Genomic DNA, 20,826 nt, shown 5'->3' with positions numbered 1-20,826 from the left:
TGTATATTTGACGTTGCATAGCCTAATTAATAGCAGATATTCAATAAAACGGTGTGATATGGCAGAAAAACAACTAGTTAATTTTACCCTAGACGGTGGTGCGATTTTAGTGGAAGTTGAAGCACCAAAAAAACGACAAGAACAAGGAGCGGAGAGGGCTGCAAACCTACCTCCTGGAATAGTTACAGAAGCTAAACAGACTTTTGAAGAAGCTATCAAGCAGATTAAACCAGTAGTTACTACTATTGCTAATCAATTCAAAGATTTAAACACTCAAGAAATGGAAGTGAAGTTTGGTGTCAAACTTTCTACTGAAGCAGGAGTAATTCTAACTTCTGTGGGTGGGGAAGTTAATTTTGAAATTACGGTGAAATGGAGTAAAGAATAGTTTTGATAGGTATTATGACAAATGAAAATCATATAGAAATTTTGAAAAGTGCGATCGCTCGCATTTACTATAAAGACAGTCAAACTATTGTTGGTGCTGGTTTTTTGGTAAGCAAGCACCATCTTCTTACTTGCGCTCATGTGGTTACAGCCGCTTTGGGTATTCCCCCAGACACGCAAAAAGAACCAGATGGAATTATAGAACTTGATTTTCCCCTAATTGCACCTGGAGAAAAAGTAACAGCCAAAGTTGTATTTTGGCAAGGTTTAACAGGTAAAAAAGGAGAAGATATTGCTGGACTCCAATTAGAGGATATTCCACCAACAGAGACAAATCCTGTTAAACTCATTTCCACCTTAGATTTAAACAACCATGAATTTGAAACCTTTGGTTTTCCTGACGGATACAAAAACGGTCGCTGGTCATCTGGTTTTATAGTTAGAGAAGACGGTATCAAAGTAATACAAATGCACGCTGGAGATGGTTTTTTAGTTAAGCCTGGATATAGTGGTTCTGCTGTTTGGGATAAATCACTAAAAGCAGTGGTAGGAATGGTAGTGGCTGTAGATAACGGAGAAGGTGCTAGAGCAGTATTTATGACTCCTGCAACTGTGTTGGTTGAAAATTGGGATGTTTTACAGGAATCTACTCCAACAGTTACTCATACTCCTATTATCAGTAAACCAAATCCAAGACGCAAGTATTATGAAGGACTTTTAGAACAGAAAACAGAAGAACTTGATGCTGTTTTGCGTCAACAAGGAAAAGTTTTAGCTGATATAGATAAAGTCAGGTTAGATAGACAAGCAGAAGACATTTTAAAAGAAATTGAAGATTTAGAATCCAAGATAAATTAACTATTTATAACTTTATAATTAGCTATGGAAATCGAGCCAGGTCAAACTAGATGTAAGTATTATAAAGGACTTTTAGAACAGAAAACAGAAGAACTTAATGCTGTTTTACGTCAACAAGGAAAAGTTTTAGCTGATATAGATAAAGTCAAGTTAGATAGACAAGCAGAAGACATTTTAAAAAAAATTGAAGATTTAGAATCTCAAATTTTAAATATTTCAAATATTGATAAAAGTACATCCAACAAAAATAATATCGAAAATCAATTAGAAAAGGCTTTACAAAAAATAGACTTTAACAAAGCAAGAGAAATTGCTGAATCACTTAAAAAGCAATATGAAAAAGAAGGTGGTGCTATTCTTTTATTTCTCCACAAAAGTAAAAAACAATTAGGTAAATACTGTATTGAAGAATTTATTGATGTCATTATAAGTAATCAAATAGGAACTTGTCCTCGACGGACAATAAATTTTAGTTCGACAACTTATCAACCTAATAAAGCTGGTTTTATTAATGCAATTTCAGCATGGCTAGGAATTACAATAACTTCTGAGTTAGAGAAAGATGAAAATGAAGATGAAGATATATTACTGAGCAAAATATATGAAAAAATATGCTCATCTTTATCACTAGGAGATACTATATTTTTTGAGATAAAAAGTATCAATAGACTAGAGGATAAAGAAGAATTTATAACCTGGTTTATAGAAAAATTTTGGAAATCTTTAATCAGCAATAAGAAGTTTTTATTCCAGCAAAGAAGAAATAGATTAATATTTGCCTTGATTGCAGAAAGTCAGTTCTTGATAAACTCATCTAATTTTTGCCAAGAAGTGACTTTAAATCATGATAAAATGATTGAAATACCTTTGCATAATTGGACAATTGAAGATATTAGCAATTGGTTGATATTACATTATAAATTATTTCCTTGTTTTGCAAATATTCAAAATTGTGATGAAATTCACAAAGAAGCTAAGAACATTCATGAAGAAAGTGAAGGAACTCCAGAAAGTGTTTATACAAAATTAAAGGAATATTTTCATGAGCAAAACTAACCGTCTGACATTCACCAACAAACCCGAAATTCGTCCCCAAGAATCTCACGAAGATTCACCACAAAAACCCGAACCTTATGTAGTCTCCGAACCTTTAAAAAAAGCTGTTAATTTAGCAATCTACCTCAGAAGACCATTATTATTAGAAGGAGATGCAGGTTGTGGTAAAACTCGTCTTGCTTCAGCAATTGCTTATGAATTAGGATTACCTTTGTATCGTTGGGATGTGCGTTCTACAACAAAAGCTCAGGATGGACTTTATGAATATGATGCTATTTTACGACTCCATGATGTACAAACTAAGCAATTAAATATAGTCACAACAAAAGAAAATGAAAACGAACAAAAACGTAATCCGACAAACCCTCAAGATTATCGGACATTTGGAGCATTAGGAAAAGCTTTTAAAATGCCTCAAGGTACTCCAGCAGTGGTTTTAATTGATGAAATTGATAAAGCTGATTTAGATTTTCCTAATGATTTACTCACAGTGTTAGATGAACCTTGGGAGTTTATTGTTAAAGAAACCGGGGAAAAAGTCACAGCAGTAGAAAAACCCATTGTGATTATTACCAGCAATAAAGAAAAAGGTAACTTACCTGCGCCATTTTTACGCCGTTGTTTATATCATTATATCGAGTTTCCTAATGATGTGGCTTTATTGCAGGAAATTATTACAAAACATCACGAAATTGAAAAAGAAGAACTTCCCCCATCTGATTTAATTACAAACGCTATTGCCAGATTTTTAACTATTTGGAATCAAGGTGGATTGTTTAAAAAACCAGGAACTAGCGAATTTATTGATTGGTTAAAAGCACTTCATACCTTTGAATCACAACCTTACGATGCAACCAAACTAGAGACAGATGAATTACTTCCCTATCCTGAATTATTATTTAAACTACAACAGGATTGGAAAAAATATACTAAAGCTGCTGATAACTCTCCTCAAACCTCATGAGTGAATTTAACCCCCAGGACTTGATGATTCGTGTTTTTATGCGTTTACGCCAAAATGGTTTTCAGCTTGGTGTAGGCGAATTTTTAGCAGCAGAAAAAGCCGTTTTGGGAGGATTTGGGAAAAATTCACAAGAATTAGGAGAGACATTAAAAATTTTATGGTGTCATTCTATTTCTCAACAAAATTTATTTGATGATATCTGGGAATCTTTACAAAATATTGCAACATCAAAACAGTCTGACACAGAAATAAAACCTCAAAAAGAAATAACACCTGAAACTCTATCACAACACAAAAAAGAAACTCCAGAAAATACAACATCACCACTAGATAAACCTCCAGAACCAAAACCAGAACCAAAACTAGAATCTCTACCAGTTCGCGCTCCTTTTATGCCAATGGAAATGGAGGATAATTTTACATTACAAACCTATTATCCCCTTTCTCGGCGTTCAATGGTTTATGGTTGGCGATATCTCCGTCGTCTTGTGGCTGATGGTACATTGGATATTTTAGATATTAATGCTACTATTCAAAAAGCTACTTATCAAGGATTTTACATAGCTCCAGTTTATCGCAGACGAGAACGAAATAATGCCCATTTATTGCTGTTAATTGACCAAAATGGCTCAATGACTCCCTTTCATCGCTTCAGTCGGGATTTAGTCGAAACAGCAGTTTATGAAAGTTCTATTCCCTCTGAAAATGTCCAGGTTTTTTATTTTCAAAATGTCCCCGTTAATAGTGTTTACAAAGATATTTATTTAACAGAACCAATTGCATTAGATGAAGTATTAAAAACCTGTGATAATGAAACCAGCATTTTAATTGTTAGTGATGCTGGTGCTGCTAGAGGTTATCGGATATTAAATAGAATTAGAGCGACTTCGAGATTTATATTTAAGTTACAAAGATACACTTATTTAATAGCATGGTTAAATCCTATGTCTGAAGAACGTTGGTTTGGGAGTTCAGCCGAAATTATTGCTAATTTGATTCCTATGTACCAAATGGATAATAATGGTTTGAGCAATGCTATTGATATTTTGCGGGGACAAACTTTAAAACAATTTTATTAAACTTTAATATGACAGATGAACCAGAAAATAAACAGGAATTACAAGAACAGGCAAAACAAGCAGTAGAGAGGTTTGTTTGGCGGTTTGGTGAACCTCATTTGTTATTAGCTTATCATGCGGCTTTACCTTTGGTATTAACTCCAGAATTAGTTAATTATTTACGTAATCAATTTTTACGTGGTGAACAAGTTCCTTGGGTAGCAGAAGTTGATTTATTATTATCTGATTTGTGTAGTCAAGTAGGTTATGAACTTTATGCAATGGATACCCATATTAGAGCATATTTGTTAGCAGGAATGAGGGAAAAATATCCCAAAAATATGCAGCAAGTCGCACAGGTTTTAATTAGCTATGTTAGTTATTTAAGTCGCTTAAATCCTGGAAGAAGACAACAGGAATTAGAAGCACAAAGATGGGCAGCTATGGTGTATTTAGGTGAAGAAGAGTGTAAAAAAGCAGCTAATGAAATTATCCAAAAGTTTCTAGAAACCAGGAGTGGTTTGAATAGTGAAATTTCTAGTAATTCAGGTGTGAGAGCAGAATTAGCTAGGTTAGCGCGGTTGACAGATGAGTTATCACCTCAGTTAGCACAAGAAACAGATTTATTAAATTATGCCAAGTTGGTACAGCAATCTTTAAGAAATCCTCAGTTAGTTAGTGCAGAGGTATTAAGTAGTGCAGAACAAATGTTAGCTCAGACTATTAATACTCCTAATATTCCTAAAATTATCGGGTTTCCAGAAATCAAAGTTTTGGAATTTGAATTTGAATTTGCGACTATTACCATTGAAGATGATGATACAACCATCAAATTACAACCTTTTGATTTTGAATTTGCTACTATTGAGTTGAAAAAATCAGGATGGCCGAAACAAAAAACAGAAACGAGTATTAATAAAAAACCAAAACAAGCACAGCAATATATAGAAGAATTAGGAAATAACATCACACTAGAAATGGTGGCAATTCCTGGAGGAACTTTTATCATGGGTTCACCAGAAACAGAAGAGAAAAGTAGCAGCAGAGAAAGACCTCAACACGAAGTCACCATCAAACCCTTTGCTATGGGCAAATATCCCATTACCCAGGCACAATGGCAAGCGGTAGCTCAATTACCTCAAGTCAACCAAGAACTGAAATTAGACCCATCTAGGTTTAAAGGAGCAAATCACCCGGTAGAATCGGTTTCTTGGCATGATGCGGTGGAGTTTTGCACTAGATTATCAAATCATACTCAAAGACCCTACAGACTGCCCAGTGAAGCGGAATGGGAATATGCTTGTCGAGCGGGAACTAAAACACCATTTCATTTTGGGGAGACAATTACCACAGATTTAGCTAATTATAGAGGTACAGATAACAAAGAATACAAGTGGTTAGGTTCTTATGGAGATGGACCAAAAGGAGTTTATAGACAAGAAACCACCGAAGTAGGATATTTTAAAGTAGCTAATGAATTTGGGTTATATGATATGCACGGTAATGTTAGAGAATGGTGTGAAGATGGTTGGCATGATAGCTATGAAGATGCACCTATAGATGGTCATGCTTGGTCAAGTCAAAGCAGCAATGGGCGATTGCTGCGTGGTGGTTCGTGGCTCTACCATCCTGTACTTTGTCGTTCTGCGTATCGCCTCTACGATGATGCGGGCTTCGGCTACTACGCTTACGGTTTTCGTGTTGTGTGTGGTGCTGCGTGGACTCTGTAGCCCTTTATACTCTTGCCCTTTTGCCCTTTACCCTTCTTTCCTTTACCCTTGGGATAGTCTGAATCAGGATAACCAGGATTTAAGGATTTACAGGATGGGTTGATGATTGAGATTATGGGTTTTTATGGTAATCCAAAAATGACTAACAATTCTCAATAATCCTCACATCTAGGTTTTTGTTGATATTATAAAAGTTTATCTCCTATCTGTAATGTTTTATATATTAAAATGATTGCCTTGATGAGTGTAATTTAAGGAGTAAACATAAAATAAATTATCCTGTAAATCCTTTAATCTTGGACATCCTGATTCAGACAAATAACGATGCCAAAAACTATTATTAATCGTCATAAAAAAACAGCCTATTACTATATAGAAGATTTAGGAAATAACATCACACTAGAAATGGTGCTAATTCCTGGAGGAACTTTCATCATGGGTTCACCGGAAATAGAAAAGGAAAGTAGCAGCAGAGAAAGACCTCAACACGAAGTTACCATCAAACCCTTTGCTATGGGCAAATATCCCATTACCCAAGCACAATGGCAAGCGGTAGCTCAATTACCCCAAGTTAACCAAGAACTGAAATTAGACCCATCTAGGTTTAAAGGTGATGGTTCGACTTCGCTCACCAACCAACGCCCGGTAGAATCGGTTTCTTGGCATGATGCAGTGGAGTTTTGTGCTAGATTAGCAAATCATACTCAAAGACCCTATAGGCTACCCAGTGAAGCGGAATGGGAATATGCTGGCCGAGCGGGAACTACGACACCATTTCATTTTGGGGAGACAATTACAACAGATTTAGCTAACTATGATGGTACAGATAAGGAAGAATATAAATGGTCAGGTTCTTATGGAGATGGACCAAAAGGAATTTATAGAGAAGAAACCACAAATGTCGGTAGTTTTCCTGCTAATGCCTTTGGTTTATATGATATGCACGGCAATGTTTGGGAATGGTGTCAAGATGGTTGGCATGGTAGTTATAAAGATGCACTTATAGATGGTAGTGTTCGGACTAGTCAAAGCGATGATGAAAAGTTGCTGCGTGGTGGTTCTTGGTACAACAATCCTGAGTATTGCCGTTCTGCGTCTCGCGATAGCAATCGTGCGGGCTTCGTCACCTACGGTAGCGGTTTTCGTGTTGTGTGTGGTGCTGCGTGGACTCTGTAGCCCTTTATACTCTTGCTCTTTTGCCCTTTTCCCTTCTTTCCTTTACCCTTGTAAGCGTAGTGAAACGGAGCGATCTTAAAATTTTTCTAAATTGACAACCTGATTCTTGCGTAGGGGTAATTCATGAATTACCCCTACTTCCGTTCTGTTTTGCGTAAGTCCTGGTTAGATGTCAAAGTTGTGGAACAAACCATCAAAAAGCAAAGTAGTCAATTCCCCACAACTCAGCTAAATTCCTAAAGTCTGTCTAATCTGATCTACAATCACTCCAATCGGTTGGGAAATATCCACATAAATAGCATTATCTGGCTCTTCAAGGTCATTAAACTGGCTTTTGAGGAGTTTTTCACTCATAAAGTGATTTTGCCTCTTTCTCAATCGTTCTTGAATGACATCAAAAGATCCTTGGACATAAACCAGATAAATGCGGCTATCACATAAAAGAATTTGACGATAACTAGCTTTTAGGGCAGAACAGGCTAAAACTACATTTTTATTTTCTTGTAACCAAACTTGAATATGGGCGTGTAGATATTGCAACCACGGCATTCTATCGGCATCATTGAGAGGGATACCCCGCCGCATTTTTTCGATGTTAGTTGGGAGGTGAAAGCTATCACCATCATGAAATTCCCAGTTTAGTGATGCGGCTAAATGTTTGCCAATTGTAGTTTTACCAGATCCAGAGACACCCATTAAAAGAATAATCATTTTCAGTTTTTGATCTCGTTCAGGTTTTCAGCCTATTTTCTGATAAGTTCAAGTTTGAGAGAGTTCACTACCTCAGACAGACGCAGATACACATAGGATAACTGGATAATTATCTGTATCCATCTGTGTTTATCTCCTATGAACGAAGAAGTCTCCACCAAGTTGGAGCTAATGAGACAAACCCTAGCGGAAAATGGGGTACAGGCGATACGTTTACGCGGTACAGATTGGTTTTCCTGGGCAACTGCGGGCGCTTCTCACACCGTATTACTAACTTCAGAAACTGGCGTAGCAGAAGTATTAGTAACTGCCCAAAATGCGTGGATATTAACCGACGAAATTGAAGCGCAACGCCTGAAAGATGAAGAATTACCACCCAATTTTCAAGTACACATCAGTCCGTGGGCTGAAGGTTCAGAACGTGAGACTTTTGTTCGTGAAGTTACAAATGGGGGAAAGGTTCTCAGTGATAAACCGGTTCTGGAAAGAGAACAGCCATTACCAGCATCTTTACAAAACCGGAAACGGGTATTGATGCCCAGCGAGTTAGAACGATATCACCAAATAGGACTAAAAGCCAGCCAAGCCATGACAGAGATAATCACAGCCGCTGAACCTAATTGGACAGAATATCAGTTAGCCGGTGCAGGTGCAGAAGCATTATGGACAAGGGGACTACATCCAGCCGTGACACTGGTAGCCGGAGAGAGGCGTTTACCCTTATACCGTCATGGCACACCCACAGGAGAACAAATTGGACGGCAAGCAATGATGGTATTTTGCGCTAGAGGTGATGGTTTGTATGCCAATTTGACGAGATTTGTGAGCTTTGGCAACCTTTCCAATGAGAATGCCGAATTGCACCGCCATGTAAGGGAAATTGAAGCTTTAATCTTGGATTTATCTCAACCGGGAACCGCCCTAAACGTAGCTTATCATGCCCTAGCTCAAGCTTATGCAGAACATGGATTTCCCCATGCTATCCGTGAACATCATCAGGGAGGAACTACCGGATATTTAGCCAGAGAAATTGTTGCCACTCCCACTGCTACCGAAACTTTATCCGCAGGAATGGCTGTTGCTTGGAACCCAAGTTTACCAGGGGCAAAAGTGGAAGATACTTTTGTAATTCTTGAGAATGGGAAATTAGAGAATTTGACTTTTGACCCAAATTTTCCCAGTGTAGAGGTAGAAGGAAGGTTGCGGGCTGTGCCTTTAGTTAAATAAACATAACCGGGAATTCCCGTAAATTTCAGGTATACACTTAATTCTTCCTTTGCTCCTTTGCGACTTTGCGCGAAACAAAAACGAAAATATGATGAATTTTGAAGAAACATTCAATACCATACCCGAAACAGAAGCCAGTGCGCCAGGTAGGGTAAATTTACTGGGTGAACATACCGACTATAACGACGGTTTTGTGTTACCAACTGCCATTCCTCAAAGCACAACAGTATTACTCGGTATGAGTAGAGATAACGCACATCATTTTTACTCAGAAAATTTAAATGAGCGAGTCACTATATTAGATACGCACCATTCACCATCTGGATTTGCCAGTTATATCTATGGTTGTATTGAAGTTTTGAAAATCGCAGGTTATACAATACCTTATCTGTTGGTGTATGTGAAATCTTCCGTACCTATGGGTTCAGGTTTATCTAGTAGTGCGGCTTTGGAAGTGGCAACATTGAGAGGAATACGTCAACTGCTCGATCTTCCGCTTGATGATGTGGAAATTGCCCAATTGGCACAACAAGCAGAAATTCACTATGCTGGTGTGCAGTGCGGCATTATGGATCAAATGGCTGCTAGTTTGGCGGATAATAAACATCTTTTGTTTTTAGATACTCGGACCCTAGAACGCCAGCTTGTTACTTTTCCTGATGGAGTAGAGATTGTAGTCATAGATAGCGGTGTGCCGCGGACACTTGCCAGTAGTGGTTATAATCAGCGTCGGGCTGAATGTGAAGAAGCCGCGCATTTGTTAGGAGTGAACGCATTACGAGATATTACTGATGCTAATGCAGTAGAAATATTACCGAAACCGTTGTGCGATCGCGCCCGTCATGTAGTTACAGAAAATAACCGCGTTTTAGAAGCTTTACAGGGTGTTACACCTGAGCGGTTTGGAGAGTTAATGAACGCATCCCACGCTAGTTTACGGGACGATTACGAGGTTTCTGTACCTGCGCTGGATACTTTGGTAGAAATTTTGCAGAACACAGCAGGAGTATTTGGTGCAAGGCTGACAGGAGCAGGTTTCGGTGGAGCTTGTGTTGCTTTAGTTACATCAGGGCAAGGAAGAGAGATTGCCACAAAAGTAGTTGAGGAATACAAATATACAGGTTACAACGGCAAAATTTTAGTCCCTAAGCTGTTGTGCAACTTGATTGTGTAATACATACACGAGTGGAATAAGTAGCAGAAATAGTTTAAATATAAACACATAGTTAATTCAAAGGGAACTCTTAACAGAAAAAACTCATGTTAAAAAACATGAGATTGAAATAATTACACTGTTTTTCGCTGCTCGTTATCTTTTAAAAACACTTTTTTTTGACTGAGTTTTAAACTTTAATACTTTAGTTTTTTATCTGTTCCCTGTTAGAAAGTTCCCTTTTTTTCTAAGTAATAAATATAAACAATAATATAAAAATTGCCAACAAATTGAAATTAATACTGATTTCTATATACAGCAATATCCAGATTTTATGATGGGAAATTTTAGAGAATTTTAATATTGCTAAAAATCTACTTTATCCTGAATTATTACAAAGGAATAAAATTTGATGAGCATACAAAATTATATCCATGAATATTCCAAATTTATTAGTAACTTAATTCAGTTATATCAAGCTAGTCTTAATTATCAAATATTACTATCTGATGTCTATAGAAAAGCTTTTTTGGAATTAATACATGAGTTTAGTAGTGCAGACAATAGCAGTAAGATATTGGATAAATTACCCGAAATAATTCAAATATTCGCTAATAAATTTGATCGAGAATTTGCAGATAAATTCCGTTCACCAGATGCCGTTATTATTCAAGGCAAATTTTTAAACATAGCTATCGCTAACTGGTCATACCAGCAACAATTGGTAAAAGAATTTACGCCAATTATGGACTTTATTTGCCAAATTAATCCCATTAATATTGTTAACTATTTTTATGAAGATAAAATCCAGGTAGGAATAACACCAAAAGTAGAAATTTACAAAGAAGATCAAATCGTATTATACCACTATTCACCAGATCAAAATTCTGGAAATATTCCGATATTGATTGTTTACGCTCTAGTCAATCGTCCATATATAATTGATTTACAAGCAGGACGTTCTTTTGTTGCTAATTTGCTGAAACTTGGTTTTGATGTTTACTTAATTGATTGGGGATACCCTCAAAAAAATGAAAGTTGGCTAACTCTGGATAAATATATAAATGGTTATATCAATAATTGTGTAGATGTGATTTGCAAAATTCATCATCTTCCCCAGCTTAATTTATTAGGAATTTGTCAAGGAGGTACATTTAGTCTCTGTTATAGTTCCTTGCATCCAGAGAAAGTAAAAAACCTCATTACGATGATTACTCCAGTAGACTTTCATATTAATGATGGACTTCTGAATATTTGGAGTGGATCTACTTTAGGTAATAAAGCTTTAGATGTAGACCTAATGGTAGATACTTTGGGGAATATTCCTGGTGATTTTCTTAATTATGTCTTTTTGATGTTGAAACCATTTCAATTAGGAGTTAAAAAATATATTGACTTGCTAGAAATTATTAAATCTGAAGAAAAACTGCTGAACTTTCTGAGAATGGAAAAATGGATTTTTGATAGTCCTGATCAAGCTGGTGAGACTTTTCGACAGGTAATTAAGGATTTATATCAAGGGAATAAATTGATTAAAGGTGAAATAGAAATTGGTAATCAGCGAGTAGATTTAAGCAAGATCCAAATACCGATTTTAAATATTTATGCCGAACAGGATCATTTAGTTCCCCCAACGTCATCTTTAGCTCTTGAGAAATATATCTCTAGTGATGATTATACAGTCCATTCATTTCCAGTTGGACATATTGGCATCTATGTAAGTAGCAAAGTGCAGAAAGACTTACCCTTAATGATTGGGAATTGGTTAAAGATACGAATATAAACTTCTTTTTTCCTTTGAAATCAAACAGTAAAGTTCATCCTCCAACTCTCTCGCTAGAAAGAGATACTTTTGATTGTCTAGGTTGATATTAGTAATAGCCAGGTTTTTATGTAAGAAACAGCCATGACTAAGAATGATCAAGATAATCAAATTCATCAACCAGTAGATAAAGATTCGCATTCCCGAGAAGAACAAAATATCAAAGACAAGAGTTTAACAGCCAATCCAGGAGATAGAATTGCTGACGAACCCCAATCAGTTGAAGAAAAAGCTCAACAAGTTGCTGTAGATATACTTGATATTACTGGTGAACACGTGACAGTTCCAACTTATTTTGTAGTGGAAAACCCTGATGGTGAGAAAAAAGCACTCCACCATGTCAAAGATGCAGAAGAAATTTCTGATGTAATTCGTCAAGCGCGAATGGATGAAGAAGGAAATCGCATTTGGTGGTAAAGTTGTGGTTTTTCAATTATTGCAGAAGGTGGGCAATGCCCACCTTAATTTTTATGGATTTTAAAGAGATGTTGGGTTTATGATTTCCGCATCATTTTAAAATAACCATCCCACAATTTTCTTTGAGTGTCTATAGAGAAACGATTTACCTGTTCTTGGAATTCCAAAGAGTTTTTTACCAAGTCTTCCTGTACCTTCATGTTTTTATCTAAATTCTCTGGTGAACTTGATAAATTCATATTTTGCATACTTGATAGAGTAGAATTCCAATTATTGAAAACCATATTTTGGAATTCACTCAATTGTTTAAAAAACTGCTCAAAACTATGTAAACTATCCATTGTGATTACTCCTATTGGCTGATGTTGCTTTATTCAGTTCCCATTTTAAAGTAACTAGATATGTAGGATTCTATTTATTTCTCAAGAGTGATTTGTTAATAAATATTTTTTTGTACTATAAATTTACAAATAGTGGAATTTAGAGTTAGAAACCTATACCCAGATCCTCGAATTCTTTGATAATTGTGGGAGCTATTTCCAGATAAAACCAATGTCCAGATTTATCGGGATTTGTATTAGTTTGATGGAGCAGTATGCAAGAAGCTTACATTGTCTCAGCAGTTAGGACACCACTGGGTAAATTCGGAGGTATGTTAGCAAAATTGTCACCAGTAGACCTGGGAGCGATCGCCATGAATGCAGCTTTAGAAAAAGCGGGAATTTCCGGGGAGGCTTTAGACTTGTATATTTTTGGTAATGTACTTAGAGCCGGACACGGACAATCATTACCTCGTCAAGCAGCTTACAAAACCGGGATTCCTGACACAGTAAACGGTTATGCAGTTGATATGGTGTGTTCGTCGGGAATGATGAGCGCCATTAACGCTGCTACAGCTATTCGTTCTGGTGAAGCTGATTTAGTCCTGACTGGGGGAATGGAATCAATGTCTCAAACCGGGTTTTTACTAACCTGTGAAAGTCCCTTCTCAATGGATAGCAGAACAGGAGCGGATGGCTAAAATACCGGGCTTTTTAGAGGCTGGTTTATCTTCTCTTCGCGCCCAATTAAATTTATTTGGACAGCATCAAATCATACTTGATCTTCTCCCACAGTTAAAAATGCCAACTTTGATTATGTGGGGAATTAATGATTTAGTTTTACCAAATAATCAAGCTCAAAATGCTGTTAGTCGTCTTAAACAAGGACATCTGGCTTTAATCCCCAACTGTGGACATATACCCCAAGTTGAGTGTCCTGAATTATTCACTACTGAGTTAAACAAGTTTCTGGTGTTGGTGAATGAAAGTATGAATTTGTCTCACGCAGAGGCGCAGAGGCTCAGAGAGTAAGAGTTGGAGAAATGGCAACGCCAAGTTTCTTGATTCTATTGAAGATTTAAAGGAGTCGCATCTATGCAATTAAAACCAATCAATCAACAAGTTGTTTCTGTCGTTGGTGCTTCTAGCGGTATTGGCCGAGAAACAGCTTTGCAGTTTGCTAGACGGGGTGCAAAAGTGGTGGTTTCCGCCCGTAGTGAGTCAGGTTTAAAGTCTGTGGTGGAGGAAATTCGCAGTTTTGGCGGTGAAGCAATTTCTATTGTTGCTGATGTGCAGGAATTTGATCAGGTAAATGCGATCGCTGATAAGACTGTGGAGACATTCGGGCGAATTGATACATGGGTTCATACTCCCGCTGTGGGACTTTTTGCCACTTTCGACAACACAAAACCGGAAGAATTTAAGCACGTTATTGATGTGGACTTGGTTGGCCAAGCTTATGGCGCGATGGCTGCTTTACCCCATTTGAAGCGGGAAGGAAGGGGGGCGCTGATTCATATTTCTTCCATGGAAGGTAGGCGATCGCTCCCTTATCAAAGTGCTTATGCTGCTGCCAAACACGGGATTGAAGGCTTTGTGGAAGCTATGCGGATAGAGTTACAGCATGATAAATGGCCGATTAGTGTTACAAGTATCAAACCCGGTGTAATTAATACCCCGTTCTGGAATAATGGTCTAACTAAGTTAGGCGTAAAACCAGCCGGTATACCACCTTACTATGACCCCAGGCTGGTAGCTGATGCAGTCGTCTATGTAGCGGAACATCCCACTCGTGATCTTTTAGTGGGTGATGCAGCCAAGGCGCTAGATTTATTACAACGGATTTCTCCGGGGTTAGTAGATTCACTGTTGTTACAATTCGGTTTTGATTTACAGCGTAGTTCTGAGCCAAAATCCGAAAACGCACCAAATAACTTTTATCAGCCTGTTCCTGAACACGACAGAATAGATGGGGACTATAAAACCCAAGTCATTCCCAGCTTTTTTGATGCCTTAGATAAAAATCCTGTGCTGCAATGGGGAGCGATCGCTTCGCTCGCCGTAGGCATCGCCGCTACAGGCGTATTAGCGTTGTTAGCAGTACAAACCTTGAAAAATAAAGGTTGAATAATTGACTGATTAAATGAGTTTCTAAATAACAATGAAAACTGAGGATATGACTCAAAAGCAAGGTAATAATTTCATCACTGAGAAAAATCCATTGTCTCCCCTATTCCGCAATGGTTTTATCGTCATCATCTTGGCGATATTATTTGTGGCTGCAATTTACTACGGAATTATTAATCCATAGGGAATTTATGTGGTTTCAATAAACTGTAGATAGTGAATATTGCACCTGAAAAATCTTGACAATGCTTTGAATTTTGTTTAATTTTCTCATCCATCTAAGAATAGCTGTAATTTCCCAACAGAGAAATAACTGATATCTCAAAATTAAACCGGATGTATTGAAAATAATAAATTTATTTAATTTCAATTTCCTCCCTAAGTGAGATGGAAGTAGAAGTAGTTTATTTGTTAATTACTCGTATATAGGACTTATGCAAGTGTTACACTCCATATTTCTTTTAGGATTGTCAAGGAATTATCGAGTTTGGCTCACCTTATGAATATGCCAGTTGCTTCAGTCCTGATCTAGACAAGAATTACATCAATATTTGAAGAAGATGTGATGACAATACATGGCAAAAAGATATCCAAAATTTAGTCAGGATCTGGCACAAGATCCAACAACACGCCGCATCTGGTATGCGATGGCTCAAGGTAATGATTTTGAAATCCATGATGACATAACTGAAGAGAATCTTTACCAAAAGATTTTTGCAACTCATTTCGGTCATGTGGCAATCATTTTCCTCTGGGCTTCTAGTCTTTTATTTCACGTTGCTTGGCAAGGTAACTTTGAACAGTGGATTAAAGATCCCCTGCATATTCGCCCCATTGCCCATGCGATTTGGGACCCACACTTTGGTAAACCGGCTATAGAAGCTTTTAGCCAAGGTGGTGCAAACTATCCCGTGAATATTGCTTATTCTGGTGTCTACCATTGGTGGTATACCATCGGAATGCGAACAAATTATGAACTTTATACGGGTTCAATTTTCCTGTTGTTGTTAGCAGCAGTGTTTTTGTTTGCGGGTTGGTTACATTTACAGCCTAGATTCCGCCCTAGTTTGGCTTGGTTCAAAAGTGCTGAATCTCGACTCAATCACCACCTAGCCGGGTTGTTTGGTGTGAGTTCTTTGGCTTGGGCTGGCCACTTGGTTCACGTGGCGATTCCCGAATCTCGCGGTATTCATGTTGGTTGGGATAACTTTCTCACTACTTTGCCTCACCCCGCTGGATTAACTCCTTTTTGGAAAGGTGACTGGGGTGTTTATGCCCAAAATCCAGATACACTTAATCATGTATTTGGGACTTCTCAAGGTGCGGGGACGGCTATTCTTACTTTCGTGGGTGGTTTCCATCCACAAACAGAGTCGCTGTGGTTGACGGATATGGCTCATCACCATTTAGCGATCGCTGTTATTTTCATTATCGCCGGTCATATGTACCGCACTAACTTCGGAATTGGTCATAACATCAAAGATATGCTCAATGCCAAAAATTTCTTTGGTATCCAAACCGAAGGTCAATTTAACCTCCCCCACCAAGGGCTGTACGACACTTATAACAACTCCCTCCACTTCCAGTTGAGTATTCACCTAGCGGCGTTGGGAACTGTGACTTCTTTGGTAGCACAGCATATGTATTCGCTGCCGCCTTATGCCTTTATGGCTAAGGATTACACGACCCAAGCGGCGCTATATACTCACCATCAGTACATTGCTGGCTTCTTGATGATTGGCGCATTTGCCCACGCTGGGATTTTCTGGGTGCGGGACTATGACTCAGAACAGAATAAAGGTAATGTCCTGGAACGGGTACTTAACCACAAAGAAGCGATAATCTCTCACTTAAGTTGGGTGTCGTTATTCTTGGGATTCCATACACTAGGGTTATACGTCCACAATGACGTTGTAGTTGCCTTTGGTACGCCAGAAAAGCAAATTTTGATTGAGCCGGTGTTTGCTCAATTTATCCAAGCTGCCCACGGTAAATTGCTCTATGGTATGGATACGTTGCTATCTAACCCAGATAGTATTGCCTATACAGCTTGGCCAAATCACGGTAACGTCTGGCTTCCGGGTTGGTTAGATGCTATTAACTCAGGTACTAACTCGCTGTTTTTAACCATTGGACCTGGAGACTTTTTGGTGCATCATGCGATCGCTCTCGGTTTGCACACCACAACACTAATCTGTGTTAAAGGGGCTTTAGATGCCCGTGGCAGTAAGTTGATGCCTGACAAAAAAGACTTCGGTTATAACTTCCCTTGCGATGGTCCCGGTCGTGGTGGTAGTTGTCAAACTTCTTCTTGGCAACAAACTTTTTACCTCGCCTTTTTCTGGATGTTGAACCTGATCGGTTGGGTAACATTCTACTGGCACTGGAAACATTTAGGTGTTTGGCAAGGTAACGTTGCCCAATTCAACGAAAACTCTACATACCTAATGGGCTGGTTACGTGATTACCTTTGGGCTAACTCTGCACAATTAATTAATGGATATAACCCTTATGGTACAAGTAATCTGTCTGTTTGGGCTTGGATGTTCCTCTTTGGACACCTCGTTTGGGCAACTGGTTTCATGTTCCTGATTAGCTGGCGTGGTTACTGGCAAGAGTTAATTGAAACTCTGGTGTGGGCGCACGAACGCACCCCCTTGGCTAACTTAGCACGTTGGAAAGATAAACCTGTGGCTATGTCCATTGTCCAAGGTTGGTTAGTGGGTTTAATTCACTTTACGGTTGGTTATGTCCTCACCTATGCCGCATTCCTGATAGCCGCAACCGCCGGTAAATTCGGATGAAATATTAAGAGTTCCTCTGACCTTTTTGCAATTTCCCTCTTTGAACCTAACGGTATAAAGGGGGATTTTTTTTGGACAAAAAATATATTTTTGATAATTTTTGAATTCATTCTTGTTCATTATACTGAGACTCAATCTTTAATTCGATGAAGTTGATGATTTACAGCTTGTATGGCTTACGCCACGCTATCAAAAATCAATGAGTAATCCTATCTATATATAGATTATCTGTTCATTTATTTTCTTGGGTAGATGTAGAAATAATAGCCAAGATTTATGATTAAAACTTATAAGGAATGCAAGGTTAAGAATTAATGTTCTCAGTTTATTAGGACTTACGCAAAATATCTCTGAAACCTTCTTTTCTTCGTGTCCTTCGTTCCTTCGTGGTTCGTTCTTTCGTGACTTGTGCGTAAGTCCTGTTTATTATTACTGAATTTTTGGAAATTTGAAACAAAAAAATCAATTGAGGAGGCGATTTGTTGATTTTTTAGCAAGTCACTCGTCCAATTTGTAAAAAATGGCATTAAAAATCTATGGCAAGTGAAAAAACTCAACGAAAAAAGAACGGTGCTAGTCATGTTGTGTCTTCCAAGCTGAGTAAAAATAAGCAATCTGAATTAGACGAATCTCCATCAGTAGGTGCATCATCATTAAATTTATCCACATTAAATAAAAATCTCTTAGCAAAAGAAACTGTCACTGATACGGCGGATATAGTCTGTTTATCTCATTTGCGTTGGCATTTCGTTTATCAAAGACCACAACATCTTCTCAGTCGCTGTGCAAAGGGAAAGCGGGTATTTTTTATTGAAGAACCAATTTTCAATCAAGAAGATTTACGGCAGTTGGAAATTAGCGAAGATATAAGTGGAGTGGTGGTAGTTGTTCCCAATCTCCCAGAAGGTTTAAATGAGGAATCTGTTAACGCAAATTTGCAAATTCTGATAGATGGTTTTTTGGCAGAGCATAACATTAACAAGTATATTTGTTGGTATTACACACCAATGGCGATCGCATTTACCCGCCATTTACAACCCCAAGCTGTAGTCTATGATTGCATGGATGAGTTATCTGGTTTCCATGGCGCGCCACCAACTTTAAAAAATTACGAAGCTGAATTATTTCGCCGTGCAGATTTAGTATTTACAGGGGGACAAAGCCTTTACGAAAGTAAAGTTAATCAACACCCAAATGTCTATGCGTTTCCTAGCAGTGTAGATATAACCCACTTTGGAGAAGCCAGAAACCTGAAAATAGAACCAGCAGATCAAGCTGATATACCTCATCCCCGTCTGGGTTTCTTTGGTGTAATTGATGAACGGATGGATATTGAACTACTTCAAGGTATTGCAGATATCCGTCCCGACTGGCATTTAGTCATAGTTGGACCAGTTGTGAAAATTGATCCCGCAATGCTACCACAGTCCGAGAATATCCATTATCTCGGTGCTAAAACCTATCAACAACTACCTGAATATTTAGCAGGATGGGATTTAGCAATGTTGCCATTTGCCCGCAATGAAGCAACGCGCTTTATCAGTCCTACTAAAACTCCTGAGTATCTTGCAGCCGGCAAACCTGTGGTATCTACCAGTATTCGCGATGTAGTTCGTCCCTATGGAGATTCAAAACTGGTACGCATTGCAGACACAGTTTCTGATTTCGTCACCGCTGCTGAACAAGCAATGCAACAGGATACAAAAGCATCTGGGTGGTTAAGTCGTGTTGATGCCTTTTTAGAGCAAATTTCTTGGGATCGGACTTGGGCATCAATGATAAAATTGATAGATTCGGCGATCGCTACCCGTAATGCAGAAGAAAAAAATAATCTAAGTGTGATCGCTAGAAAACAAGCACTCAATATTATTACTAGAGACTTTGTTTTTGATTACCTAATAGTTGGTGCAGGTTTTTCTGGTAGCGTCATTGCTGAACGGTTAGCTACTCAGTTGGGTAAAAAAGTGCTGATTGTAGATAAACGTAATCACATTGGCGGTAACGCCTACGATCATTACAATGAGGATGGTATTCTCGTTCACAAATACGGACCCCACATTTTTCACACCAACTCCCGCGAAATCTTTGAATACCTGTCCCGCTTTACTAAGTGGCGTTCTTATGAACATCGGGTTTTAGCTAGTGTAGATGGTCAATTAGTTCCCATACCTATCAATCTCGATACTATCAATAAACTTTATGGTATGGATCTAAATTCTTTTGAAGTCGAGGATTTTTTGAAAGCATTAGCTGAACCAAAAGAATATATTTATACTTCAGAAGATGTGGTAGTCAGCAAAGTTGGGCGAGTATTGTATGAAAAGTTTTTCCGGGGTTACACTCGCAAGCAATGGGGACTCGACCCATCAGAACTTGATAAATCAGTAATTGCTCGGATTCCCACCCGCAACAACCGCGACAGCCGTTATTTTACCGATACTTACCAAGCGATGCCACTGCATGGGTTTACCCGGTTATTCGAGAATATATTAAATCACCCCAATATTAAGGTGATGCTTAATACCGATTACCAGGAAATTGAAAAAGCTATACCTTGTCGGGAAATGGTTTATACAGGACCTGTGGACGCATTCTTTGATTATCGTTACGGTAAGTTACCCTATCGTTCTCTTGATTTCCAGCACGAAACCCATAATATCCCAGTCTTTCAGCCTGTACCAGTGATCAACTATCCCAACGAACACTTATATACTCGTGTTACAGAATTTAAATATTTAACTGGTCAGGAACACTCTAAAACTAGCATTGTTTACGAATTTCCCAAAGCAGAAGGAGATCCCTATTACCCTGTACCCCGCCCAGAAAATCAGGAAATCTATAAGCAATATAAGGCTTTGGCTGATACGACACCGGGGGTATATTTTGTGGGGCGGTTGGCAACCTACAAGTATTACAACATGGATCAATGTGTGGGTCAAGCTTTGTCTGTGTATAAACAAATCGCCGTCAAGGTTTGACAGTAGGGGCGGGGTTTCCCCGCCCATTCATGAGTATG

General features: G+C 38.2%; 19 protein-coding genes. 17 read left to right on the top strand and 2 right to left on the bottom strand.

Features of this window, described 5'->3' with window-relative positions:
* Window positions 1–58 precede the first annotated feature (58 nt).
* The 7 genes from FJR04_RS18055 (at window position 59) to FJR04_RS18025 (ending at window position 7,229) form a co-directional block, all read left to right on the top strand.
* The gene (locus tag FJR04_RS18055) at window positions 59–388 is read left to right on the top strand and encodes a CU044_2847 family protein (RefSeq protein WP_168497281.1); all 330 of its coding nucleotides are present in this window, start codon (window positions 59–61) and stop codon (window positions 386–388) included.
* 14 nt (window positions 389–402) lie between these two features.
* Window positions 403–1,245: a trypsin-like peptidase domain-containing protein gene (locus FJR04_RS18050; RefSeq protein WP_168497279.1), complete on the top strand. Its 843-nt coding sequence runs from the start codon at window positions 403–405 to the stop codon at window positions 1,243–1,245.
* 24 nt (window positions 1,246–1,269) lie between these two features.
* Window positions 1,270–2,301: a hypothetical protein gene (locus FJR04_RS18045; protein WP_168497277.1), complete on the top strand. Its 1,032-nt coding sequence runs from the start codon at window positions 1,270–1,272 to the stop codon at window positions 2,299–2,301.
* Entirely contained in the window at window positions 2,288–3,265 is a 978-nt protein-coding gene (locus FJR04_RS18040) for a MoxR family ATPase (protein ID WP_168497275.1), read from the top strand. Before FJR04_RS18045 ends, FJR04_RS18040 begins: the two co-directional genes overlap by 14 nt.
* Entirely contained in the window at window positions 3,262–4,344 is a 1,083-nt protein-coding gene (locus FJR04_RS18035; protein WP_168497273.1) for a VWA domain-containing protein, read from the top strand. The genes FJR04_RS18040 and FJR04_RS18035 overlap by 4 nt, the downstream gene beginning before the upstream one ends.
* Window positions 4,345–4,352: 8 nt before the next feature.
* On the top strand, window positions 4,353–6,053 hold the full coding sequence (locus FJR04_RS18030) for a formylglycine-generating enzyme family protein (protein WP_168497271.1): 1,701 nt from the start codon (window positions 4,353–4,355) through the stop codon (window positions 6,051–6,053).
* A gap of 324 nt (window positions 6,054–6,377) precedes the next feature.
* A complete protein-coding gene (locus FJR04_RS18025; RefSeq protein WP_168497269.1) occupies window positions 6,378–7,229 on the top strand; it encodes a formylglycine-generating enzyme family protein in 852 nt (283 codons plus the stop codon).
* Window positions 7,230–7,457: 228 nt separating this feature from the next.
* Here the strand turns inward: FJR04_RS18025 and FJR04_RS18020 are convergent, their stop codons facing one another.
* A complete protein-coding gene (locus tag FJR04_RS18020; protein WP_168497267.1) occupies window positions 7,458–7,940 on the bottom strand; it encodes a gluconokinase in 483 nt (160 codons plus the stop codon).
* A gap of 138 nt (window positions 7,941–8,078) precedes the next feature.
* Between FJR04_RS18020 and FJR04_RS18015 the strand changes: the two genes are divergently transcribed.
* From FJR04_RS18015 to FJR04_RS18000, 4 genes are all read left to right on the top strand, one after another.
* Complete coding sequence (locus tag FJR04_RS18015; RefSeq protein ID WP_168497265.1) at window positions 8,079–9,167, top strand: Xaa-Pro peptidase family protein; 1,089 nt, start codon at window positions 8,079–8,081, stop codon at window positions 9,165–9,167.
* A gap of 91 nt (window positions 9,168–9,258) precedes the next feature.
* Complete coding sequence (gene galK / locus FJR04_RS18010) at window positions 9,259–10,341, top strand: galactokinase (RefSeq protein WP_168497329.1); 1,083 nt, start codon at window positions 9,259–9,261, stop codon at window positions 10,339–10,341.
* 391 nt (window positions 10,342–10,732) lie between these two features.
* On the top strand, window positions 10,733–12,103 hold the full coding sequence (gene phaC, locus FJR04_RS18005) for a class III poly(R)-hydroxyalkanoic acid synthase subunit PhaC (protein ID WP_168497263.1): 1,371 nt from the start codon (window positions 10,733–10,735) through the stop codon (window positions 12,101–12,103).
* Window positions 12,104–12,226: 123 nt separating this feature from the next.
* Window positions 12,227–12,559 (top strand): hypothetical protein, encoded by a 333-nt coding sequence (locus FJR04_RS18000; protein ID WP_168497261.1) that lies wholly within the window; start codon window positions 12,227–12,229, stop codon window positions 12,557–12,559.
* A gap of 77 nt (window positions 12,560–12,636) precedes the next feature.
* Here FJR04_RS18000 and FJR04_RS17995 read toward each other — a convergent pair whose 3' ends face one another.
* A complete protein-coding gene (locus FJR04_RS17995) occupies window positions 12,637–12,900 on the bottom strand; it encodes a hypothetical protein (protein WP_168497259.1) in 264 nt (87 codons plus the stop codon).
* A gap of 254 nt (window positions 12,901–13,154) precedes the next feature.
* Between FJR04_RS17995 and FJR04_RS17990 the strand changes: the two genes are divergently transcribed.
* From FJR04_RS17990 to glf, 6 genes are all read left to right on the top strand, one after another.
* Complete coding sequence (locus tag FJR04_RS17990; protein ID WP_254445315.1) at window positions 13,155–13,580, top strand: beta-ketoacyl synthase N-terminal-like domain-containing protein; 426 nt, start codon at window positions 13,155–13,157, stop codon at window positions 13,578–13,580.
* Window positions 13,573–13,911 (top strand): alpha/beta fold hydrolase, encoded by a 339-nt coding sequence (locus FJR04_RS17985; RefSeq protein ID WP_168497257.1) that lies wholly within the window; start codon window positions 13,573–13,575, stop codon window positions 13,909–13,911. Before FJR04_RS17990 ends, FJR04_RS17985 begins: the two co-directional genes overlap by 8 nt.
* A 63-nt stretch (window positions 13,912–13,974) precedes the next feature.
* Entirely contained in the window at window positions 13,975–15,006 is a 1,032-nt protein-coding gene (locus FJR04_RS17980; RefSeq protein WP_168497255.1) for an SDR family oxidoreductase, read from the top strand.
* Window positions 15,007–15,040: 34 nt separating this feature from the next.
* Complete coding sequence (locus FJR04_RS17975; protein ID WP_168497253.1) at window positions 15,041–15,190, top strand: hypothetical protein; 150 nt, start codon at window positions 15,041–15,043, stop codon at window positions 15,188–15,190.
* Between the two features lie 391 nt (window positions 15,191–15,581).
* Window positions 15,582–17,810: a photosystem I core protein PsaB gene (gene psaB, locus FJR04_RS17970; RefSeq protein WP_168497251.1), complete on the top strand. Its 2,229-nt coding sequence runs from the start codon at window positions 15,582–15,584 to the stop codon at window positions 17,808–17,810.
* Between the two features lie 536 nt (window positions 17,811–18,346).
* Window positions 18,347–20,788 carry a UDP-galactopyranose mutase gene (glf, locus tag FJR04_RS17965; RefSeq protein WP_168497249.1) on the top strand — a complete coding sequence of 814 codons (2,442 nt, stop codon included), beginning with the start codon at window positions 18,347–18,349 and terminating at the stop codon, window positions 20,786–20,788.
* The last annotated feature ends 38 nt before the right edge of the window (window positions 20,789–20,826 follow it).

This window comes from Anabaena sp. UHCC 0204 (assembly GCF_009711975.1).
In the GTDB taxonomy this organism is placed as follows: Bacteria; Cyanobacteriota; Cyanobacteriia; order Cyanobacteriales; family Nostocaceae; genus Dolichospermum.
This window is presented reverse-complemented; position numbering and strand designations above follow the sequence as displayed.

What these genes read in the sequence shown, in the direction of transcription:
- FJR04_RS18055 (WP_168497281.1), top strand. Translation starts at nt 59, where the DNA reads ATGGCAGAAAAACAACTAGTTAATTTTACCCTAGACGGTGGTGCGATT.
- FJR04_RS18050 (WP_168497279.1), top strand. Translation starts at nt 403, where the DNA reads ATGACAAATGAAAATCATATAGAAATTTTGAAAAGTGCGATCGCTCGC.
- FJR04_RS18045 (WP_168497277.1), top strand. Translation starts at nt 1,270, where the DNA reads ATGGAAATCGAGCCAGGTCAAACTAGATGTAAGTATTATAAAGGACTT.
- FJR04_RS18040 (WP_168497275.1), top strand. Translation starts at nt 2,288, where the DNA reads ATGAGCAAAACTAACCGTCTGACATTCACCAACAAACCCGAAATTCGT.
- FJR04_RS18035 (WP_168497273.1), top strand. Translation starts at nt 3,262, where the DNA reads ATGAGTGAATTTAACCCCCAGGACTTGATGATTCGTGTTTTTATGCGT.
- FJR04_RS18030 (WP_168497271.1), top strand. Translation starts at nt 4,353, where the DNA reads ATGACAGATGAACCAGAAAATAAACAGGAATTACAAGAACAGGCAAAA.
- FJR04_RS18025 (WP_168497269.1), top strand. Translation starts at nt 6,378, where the DNA reads ATGCCAAAAACTATTATTAATCGTCATAAAAAAACAGCCTATTACTAT.
- FJR04_RS18020 (WP_168497267.1), bottom strand. Translation starts at nt 7,940, where the DNA reads ATGATTATTCTTTTAATGGGTGTCTCTGGATCTGGTAAAACTACAATT.
- FJR04_RS18015 (WP_168497265.1), top strand. Translation starts at nt 8,079, where the DNA reads ATGAACGAAGAAGTCTCCACCAAGTTGGAGCTAATGAGACAAACCCTA.
- galK (WP_168497329.1), top strand. Translation starts at nt 9,259, where the DNA reads ATGAATTTTGAAGAAACATTCAATACCATACCCGAAACAGAAGCCAGT.
- phaC (WP_168497263.1), top strand. Translation starts at nt 10,733, where the DNA reads ATGAGCATACAAAATTATATCCATGAATATTCCAAATTTATTAGTAAC.
- FJR04_RS18000 (WP_168497261.1), top strand. Translation starts at nt 12,227, where the DNA reads ATGACTAAGAATGATCAAGATAATCAAATTCATCAACCAGTAGATAAA.
- FJR04_RS17995 (WP_168497259.1), bottom strand. Translation starts at nt 12,900, where the DNA reads ATGGATAGTTTACATAGTTTTGAGCAGTTTTTTAAACAATTGAGTGAA.
- FJR04_RS17990 (WP_254445315.1), top strand. Translation starts at nt 13,155, where the DNA reads ATGCAAGAAGCTTACATTGTCTCAGCAGTTAGGACACCACTGGGTAAA.
- FJR04_RS17985 (WP_168497257.1), top strand. Translation starts at nt 13,573, where the DNA reads ATGGCTAAAATACCGGGCTTTTTAGAGGCTGGTTTATCTTCTCTTCGC.
- FJR04_RS17980 (WP_168497255.1), top strand. Translation starts at nt 13,975, where the DNA reads ATGCAATTAAAACCAATCAATCAACAAGTTGTTTCTGTCGTTGGTGCT.
- FJR04_RS17975 (WP_168497253.1), top strand. Translation starts at nt 15,041, where the DNA reads ATGAAAACTGAGGATATGACTCAAAAGCAAGGTAATAATTTCATCACT.
- psaB (WP_168497251.1), top strand. Translation starts at nt 15,582, where the DNA reads ATGGCAAAAAGATATCCAAAATTTAGTCAGGATCTGGCACAAGATCCA.
- glf (WP_168497249.1), top strand. Translation starts at nt 18,347, where the DNA reads ATGGCAAGTGAAAAAACTCAACGAAAAAAGAACGGTGCTAGTCATGTT.